We start from the raw sequence: 8020 nt of genomic DNA on the forward strand, positions 1-8020 counted from the left end.
TCAAAATAACCTTGGCATGCACCCACACCAAGAATGATAAATCGTGTCATTTTTATTTACACTTCAAACGGGATAGCGTTGAAGTGTTAGCCTAGCTTGCGCTATTGCTGGCTATTTTATTACGTTATTTTGCCCTGAGATTTGGCCTCAGTGTGGCATCAAGCAAGACGTAGGCACGCTGCTGATTTTTCGGCATTTTAACTTGAAAAGCGCTAAACACAACAATTATATACCGCTTCAGAAAAAATAATTTAAACCAATTAAATTCAACAACTTAAACACAGTAATTTTTCCTCTTTACAGCAACTGTAGGGTACAAAGGGCAATCAACAGCTAATGGTAATCATAAATTACCTGCTTACTCATCACCTAAAGAATCGTCATTCATGCAACAAATATCTGGCCAATAAGGCACGCAGATGAATGCAGTTCCGATGATGACGAGCAATAAAACATAGCTATTTACCCTCTCACAAAAGTGCAAAGATCCGAACCATTCAATTAGATCACATTTTTTGTGTTTTTTTTGCACAGCTGACTTGACCAACAATTTATCTCGATATACTGTATACATATACAGCATGTATATTTAAACAAGAGGCGAACTATGCAGCTCATATCTCATTCATTATCTCAGCCAAATCTTAAGTCAATGACAATCGATTTTTCCAGTATGATCAATAAATTGGATGAGAAAAGAGCCTTTTCCGAGCAGCCTATCTATCAGCGTGCACGCCATGACTCTCTGCTCAATAAATTAATACACTATGGTCAGCAGCCGGGTTGGCTTGTCTTTATTGATCCCCCAGCTAAATTAAATTTACCGCTGTTGGCTAGCTTAGGTTTGGACTGCCAAAAAATATTATGCATCAAATCACATCAGCAACTTAGTAAGGTACGGTGCTTAGAGTTAGCATTGCAATCTACACACACGCGTTTAGTAGTTTGCAGTATTGACGGTTTAGAAAGTGCAAGCTTGTCAAAGTTAAAAGCGGCTGCTCGCATAGGCATGGGCTCGGCTATTTTTCTGGATGGAAACGATATTGCTCAAGCGCAGCAAACAACTAGATTACATTAGAGGCCTAAGTAGTCTAATTCCCCCATACATTTCTATAGGCATAAAAAAACCTCCACTAGGGAGGTTTTTTATTAGGTATTATAAATAATTAACCAAGGATATTTGCCAGCTCTTGGCTAACGGCATCAACACTTTGTGTACCGTCTAATTTGTAATACTTGCTTAAACCCGCTGCTGCATCTTTAGTGTAAAAGTCTACCAGTGGCTTAGTTTGTTCGTGGTAAATAGCTAAGCGCTTACGTACTGTTTCTTCCACATCATCAGGACGGATCGCAAGGTCTTCACCTGTTACGTCATCTTTACCTTCCACTTTTGGTGGGTTATAAACAAGATGGTAAACACGACCTGAGCCAGGGTGAACACGACGGCCACTCATGCGTTTAACAATCTCTTCATCAGGCACGTCAAATTCAAGAGTGTAATCAACGTCAATGCCATTTTCTTTCATTGCATTGGCTTGTGGGATCGTACGTGGGAAACCATCAAGTAAGAAACCCGCTTTGCAATCTTCTTGTGCAACACGCTCTTTAACCAGGCCGATGATTAAGTCATCTGATACGAGTTGGCCAGCATCCATTACTTCTTTTGCTTTTAAGCCTAATTCGGTACCGGCCTTAATGGCTGCGCGTAACATGTCACCAGTAGAGATTTGTGGCACATTGTACTTTTCCATTATGAATTGAGCTTGTGTACCCTTGCCTGCCCCTGGCGCGCCTAAAAGAATAATGCGCATAAAAACTCCCCTAATATTATTTTGTGCTTATAGTTTAAAAATTTAGAAGCAGCAATTTACACTGCTGCTTAGAATTACTCAAGTCTATGGCCAAGTTAAGCCTGTTAAACCTTAGTCTAACGTTGTCGTACATGGCGGTAATGATCTTGCTTAACACTATACATATTTTGATCCGCTACATTGTATAGCATTGAAAATGCGGTATTTTCTGTCGATGCGTAACCGATACTGCAACTAAACTGATCAAAACCACCAAGCACATCAAAAGCAAAATCAACACGAGGTTGCTCTTCTAACAACCGTTTATACAGTAACTGGTTTTTCTCTAATTGTTCATTCGTCAGAATAATCGCGTATTCGTCTCCGCCCAAACGGTAGCACTTGTCTGTGATCCCAGCTGCACAATATCGCAGTAATTCGGCCACTTTAATCAGTAACTGATCTCCGACTTGGTGACCTTTATTATCATTTACCTGTTTTAAGCCATTCACATCGATAATAAATAAGCCAACTTCAGCATCTAACTGGGTCGCATAAGCTTCTAAATCATCATCAAAAGCTTTGCGGTTGGAGAGACCCGTTAGGCTATCGGTATTCGCTAAATAATCGAGTTCTTGGGTTAATGCGCGGATCTCTAGAAAGCTACTAAGCTCTTTGCCAAACAGCAATAACCATTGTGAATACTCTATTGCAGGCATTTTATTAACAGCTAACCAGCCAACTGGCTGTTGACTACTGCCAAGTCGTAATACTGGCACCCCACTGTCTAGTGAACAAATTCCTTGTTGCCAAGCTTCATCGCCCAACTGGTTAACTTCGTCTTGCATTGCGACGAGATCAAAATGGGCAGAAGTTGATTGCAACATAACTTCCCCATTGCCTCTACCATCTGCAAGATACAAAGCAAATTCCATTTTATCAATCGTCAACTGCAAGTTATCTAATGTCAGGATCGCAACATTCTCATTGCTCATGGCATTTTGTAATGCACGGCGATATAAAATCACCCGTTCGAGTACGGTATTACCTTCTTCCACTAATCGTAACGTGTGTTCTAGCTCTGCTGTGCGCTGCGAAACCTTATGCTCGAGCTCTTTATTTAACTCTTCGACCCGGTTTAAGTATTTTTCTCTTAGCCCATCGGCATTAATCAACTCTTTATTCTTTTGCTTTAAATGAATAACTTGATGCCCTATCGTACGCTTCATTTCCATGATCAACTGATAAACTTGGTTGAACTCAAGAATAAAAAATCGATGCCGTTGTGGCGCATTAGAATCGGACTGGAAATCACGGATTAGCGTGTAAAGTCGGCCAAGGGTTTTTGAAATCAATCGAGAAAAAAGGATGGTAATGAAAAGTGCGATGCTAAGAGCAGCTATTTGTACACTGAGTAACGGCGCTAATACTGCTTCGACCTCTTGAACAAGGCGCGCTGAAGGCTCAGCTAACACTACTTTAAGTTCAAAAGGGTTAAAGTAACCTTCTGGTTGTTCCGATACCACAAAGTCATAAAAGTTTTGCTCATCGGGGCTATTCCAATAGTCGCCACCTATCCACTTTTCACCCAAGTAAAATGCAACACTAAATTCAGGGACGACAAGTCGTAGCACTTGGCTAAAACTGTCAATTGAAACTAAAGCCAACAAATAACCTGTATGCCGTTCATTAACATCATTTAATGGCGTGATAAGGGCTACACCGTATGGATTAGCCGCGTTTGGAACTAGTTTTGGATTGCTGTAATGAATAAATCCACTGTGCTCCAATAAACCGCCCAATCCTTTAAACTGCTTCAAAAAATTAGCTTCTTGTACATCATCGACACTAGCACCAATACCGGTTATAACTTGGCCTTGCGCATCCATAAAATAAAGTGAATGAACCCCGCGGTAGGTATTCGTAAACTGCCTAAACGCATTATTTATGATCCTTGGTTGAGTATGCTGTATATCACTTTGTCCTTTCTCTTTTGCGAGATAACTCAGACTTGTCCCTAACATCGATATGTGATTAATCAACTTTTCACCAGCTAAACGCGCATGTAAAGCTAAGTTGTTTTGCGCGGCCTTTTCAACTGCGGCATAGGTTTGTTTGTATTGCATAACGGCAACGAAGCTAGCAGGTGCAATCGCGACAGCAAAAATCATTAATACGGCAAATACAGGTAGCCTTATTTGCATAAGCAATAGTTCCACAGCTGATTTTGAATAACATACATCAAAGCGCATCCTTGCGTTATGTTGCGTGATTTGAATTTAACACCGCTCACTAAGTTACTAGGCTTAGTTCATTGCACACTTAAATGAGAGCGATTCTTGAGTAATTTAATCACTTCTAAGTATAAGAGATTCGGTAAAAATTGGCGTGACCCACTGCACTTATCTTTGTTTCGCAATAAAAAAGGGAGCATTTAGCTCCCTTGGGTAAGTATAGAAATGAATTTACTTCATCAGTAGTGTATTTATGCGGCTTACAAACTCTGATGGATCATCTAAACTGCCTTTTTCTGACAATACCGCTTGCTCAAGTAATAGATTTAACCATTGCGCAAATGATTCTTCATCTTGAAGATCAGCTACATGCTTGACCATCGCATGATCTGGATTTAACTCAAACACCGGCTTTTGCTCAGGTACTGTTTGACCAACAGATTGCATTAACTTAATCATCTGAGTACTCATGTCTTGAGCGCCAGCAACAATACAAGATGGCGTATCCGTTAAACGGTGAGTCAGACGAACTTCGGCTACTTTATCGCCTAACGCCGTTTTAGCTCGCTCTAAAAAGCTTGCAAACTCAGTTTCTTGCTTCTCTTTTTGCTCTTTCGCTTCAGCATCTTCTAAATCGCCAAGATCTAAATCCCCTTTGGTCACAGATACTAGCTGCTTACCTGCAAACTCATTTAGGTGGCTCAGTAACCATTCATCAATGCGATCGTACATCAAGAAGACTTCAATGCCCTTCTTGCGGAAGATTTCTAAATGCGCAGAGTTTTTCGCGGCATTAAAACTATCAGCAGTAATGTAATAGATCTTTTCTTGGCCTTCTTTCATACGCTCAATATACGCATCAAAAGAAACATTTTGCACTGCCTCATCAGTATGAGTTGAAGCAAAACGCAATAATTTTGCAACTTTCTCTTTATTGGCGAAATCTTCAGCAGGCCCTTCTTTTAACACTTGACCAAATTCTTTCCAGAACGGCTGGTATTTTTCTTCATCTTTAGCAAGTTTGTCCAACATCGACAACACTCGTTTACTGCAAGCATTACGCAACTTAGTTGTCACTTTAGTATCTTGCAGAATTTCACGTGACACGTTTAGCGGCAGATCGTTCGAGTCCAGCACACCTTTAACAAAACGCAGGTATGTTGGCATAAACTGATCAGCGTCATCCATGATGAATACGCGCTGTACATAAAGTTTCAAGCCGTGTTGTTTCTCGCGATTCCACATGTCAAATGGCGCACGTGCAGGAATATACAATAAGCTTGTGTACTCTTGTTCACCTTCAACTCGGTTATGAGACCACTTCAGTGGATCCTCAAAATCATGGGAGATGTGCTTATAAAATTCTTTGTATTCTTCGTCAGATATTTCGCCTTTACTGCGAGTCCACAGTGCGGTTGCTTTGTTTACCGACTCCCAATAACCTGGCTTAGCTGGAATTTTCTCACCATCAGGGCCCTCTGTTTCAGGCTCTTCTGCTTTCCACATCTCTACAGGAATACTAATATGATCAGAATATTTACTCACTATTTGACGTAATTGCCATTCGTTAAGTAAGTCTTCCTCGCCTTCACGTAAGTGTAGGATGATTTCAGTACCACGATCTGCCTTAGTAATATCGGCAACTGTGTAGTCGCCTTCACCAGCAGACTGCCATTGCACGCCCTGATCGTGGCTGACACCAGCAGCACGCGTATTTACGGTTACTTTATCTGCTACGATAAAAGCAGAGTAAAAACCAACACCAAATTGACCAATCAGCTGTGAGTCACGCGCTTGGTCACCAGATAGCTGGTTAAAAAATTCTTTTGTACCTGATTTTGCAATCGTTCCTAAGTGCTCAATCACTTGATCACGAGTCATACCAATACCATTATCGGCAATGGTGATGGTCTTAGCGTCTTTGTCGAAACTTAAACGAACTTTAAGGTCACCATCATTTTCGTACAAGGTGTCATCTGATAATGCTTTGAAACGCAGTTTGTCTGAAGCATCTGCGGCATTAGACACTAACTCACGAAGGAAGATCTCTTTGTTACTGTACAAAGAATGGATCATTAGCTGTAATAATTGTTTTACTTCGGCTTGAAAGCCATGAGTTTCTGTATGTACGGCGTCTGTCATCTTACGTCTCTTATTTTACAGGGTTTAACACTAGGACTAAGGTGGGGTTACAGTGCAGAGGTTTCAAGGGAAAATTGATAAATTTTCCCTTTTTTATTGGTTTGCTATCTCACATATCCGAGATTTAGTTTATTTAATAGAAATACGACCAGCAAAAGAATGAGACAACGTTGTACCATCAACAAGCTCCAATTCACCACCAACGGGCACACCATGAGCTATTCGGCTAACATTGATTTGCTGCTCTCGTGCTAACTCCGCAATATAGTAAGCCGTAGCCTCTCCTTCAACAGTAGGATTAGTAGCCAAAATCAACTCACTTATATTGCCTTTTGCTAATCGAGCCGCCAAGGTATCAAGACCAATATCGTTAGGACCAATGCCATCTAACGGAGAAAGATGCCCCATTAAGACAAAATAGGTACCTGAAAACTGCGCGGTTTGTTCAATGGCGAGCAAGTCTGCAGGGCTTTCAACCACACAAAGTTGGCCATTTTGCTGCCTTTTTGGATTCTGGCATAAACGACAAATGTCATCTTCGGTAAAAGTTCGGCAGCTCTGACAGTGCCCGATATTATCGATAGCAGAAGCAAGCACATGGCTTAATTTACTCGCACCGCTGCGATTTTTATCCAGTAAGTAAAAAGCCATCCGCTGGGCTGATTTAGGGCCAACACCCGGTAAACACTGTAAGCTTTTTATTAATTCATCTAATAACGGGCTAAAACTCATAAAAGTACTGCTCCAATTTAAAAGCTCATGGCCAAGCCCAAGGCATAACCATCACTATTTTGACCGAACATATAGCGTAAAACCAATCTGGTACGGGTGATAAAAATATCGTAATCACTCGAATCTAGCTCTAGCCCCACCCCGGCAGAGCTCATATAATCAAAGCCTAATGCACCGCGTTGCTCACCTAAGAACTGTGTATGTGCTCCTTCAAGTACATAACGCAAGGGCTTATTAAGTAATTCATAACCTGTTGGCGCTCGGCGACGAAGATATAACGAGAGATTTTCAGCATTAGCTTGGCCCCTAGCGCCAGAAGCCGTAGATCCAAAGCTATTAAGCCTGATATAGCTATAACGCAACTCCGCATCAATATCTTGCCGCTCTGAAAATAATTCGTAATCCAACATTATCGACCCACCATAGCCATATGCATTAAGTGAGCCTCCATCAATAAATGAAAGATCCAAGTCAGACTGATTATTGACATACCACCGAGCAATTTTAATATCGCTGACCACTCTTCCCAGAGATACATTAACTATCGGCCGCAATACCAAATTCTCATCAAGTTTGAAATCCCAGCCAACCCCGCCGCTAGCAGAAAGGCTATTCCACTTCAAAGGCAGTGTGCCGGTAACATTACCACTAGTTATCACAAACGTAGGATCGAAGCGGCTAAATGCCAAAGTCCCCTCTAAGTAAATCGGCACATCTTCACTTATGGTTGCACCACCACCTAATTGCGTCATCATAAGATCCGACGATTCAGGATTGTTTTGATCAATACTTAAGGTACTGGTAGTAACGTCAGGAACGACACTAAAGGACATCAAAGACAGCGCAGCATTAGCACGTGCGATGATTTTATCATTCGAAATCTGGCTAACGGCATGGTCTGAAAAGATACATAGGTACAATAGCAGGTAAACTCTATTTGCTTTTTTTATCATGCCAACCATGGTTAACTCATCTGTACAGTTTGTTCGTACTGTATCGTTTCTCAAGACAAAAAAAAACCTGACTCAAGGTCAGGCTTTATCGATTTGGAGCGGTACACGAGGCTCGAACTCGTGACCTCAACCTTGGCAAGGTTGCGCTCTACCAGCTGAGCTAGTACCG

General features: G+C 41.3%; 6 protein-coding genes. 1 reads left to right on the forward strand and 5 read right to left on the reverse strand.

Going from position 1 to position 8020, the window contains the following annotated elements; translation table 11 throughout:
* Positions 1-607: 607 nt before the first annotated feature.
* Positions 608-1078: a SulA-like leucine-rich domain-containing protein gene (locus tag K1M91_RS18720; protein WP_232803786.1), complete on the forward strand. Its 471-nt coding sequence runs from the start codon at positions 608-610 to the stop codon at positions 1076-1078.
* A gap of 88 nt (positions 1079-1166) precedes the next feature.
* Here the strand turns inward: K1M91_RS18720 and adk are convergent, their stop codons facing one another.
* The 5 genes from adk to K1M91_RS18745 form a co-directional block, all read right to left on the reverse strand.
* On the reverse strand, positions 1167-1811 hold the full coding sequence (gene adk, locus K1M91_RS18725) for an adenylate kinase (RefSeq protein ID WP_232803787.1): 645 nt from the start codon (positions 1809-1811) through the stop codon (positions 1167-1169).
* A gap of 116 nt (positions 1812-1927) precedes the next feature.
* Positions 1928-3994 carry a diguanylate cyclase gene (locus K1M91_RS18730; protein WP_232803788.1) on the reverse strand — a complete coding sequence of 689 codons (2067 nt, stop codon included), beginning with the start codon at positions 3992-3994 and terminating at the stop codon, positions 1928-1930.
* A gap of 261 nt (positions 3995-4255) precedes the next feature.
* Positions 4256-6166 (reverse strand): molecular chaperone HtpG, encoded by a 1911-nt coding sequence (htpG, locus tag K1M91_RS18735; protein ID WP_232803789.1) that lies wholly within the window; start codon positions 6164-6166, stop codon positions 4256-4258.
* A gap of 129 nt (positions 6167-6295) precedes the next feature.
* Positions 6296-6898 (reverse strand): recombination mediator RecR, encoded by a 603-nt coding sequence (gene recR / locus K1M91_RS18740; RefSeq protein ID WP_232803790.1) that lies wholly within the window; start codon positions 6896-6898, stop codon positions 6296-6298.
* A gap of 17 nt (positions 6899-6915) precedes the next feature.
* Entirely contained in the window at positions 6916-7851 is a 936-nt protein-coding gene (locus K1M91_RS18745) for an autotransporter domain-containing protein (protein ID WP_232803791.1), read from the reverse strand.
* Between the last annotated feature and the right edge of the window lie 169 nt (positions 7852-8020).

It is taken from the genome of Motilimonas sp. E26, from assembly GCF_021278025.1.
In the GTDB taxonomy this organism is placed as follows: Bacteria; Pseudomonadota; Gammaproteobacteria; order Enterobacterales; family CBDFNC01; genus Motilimonas.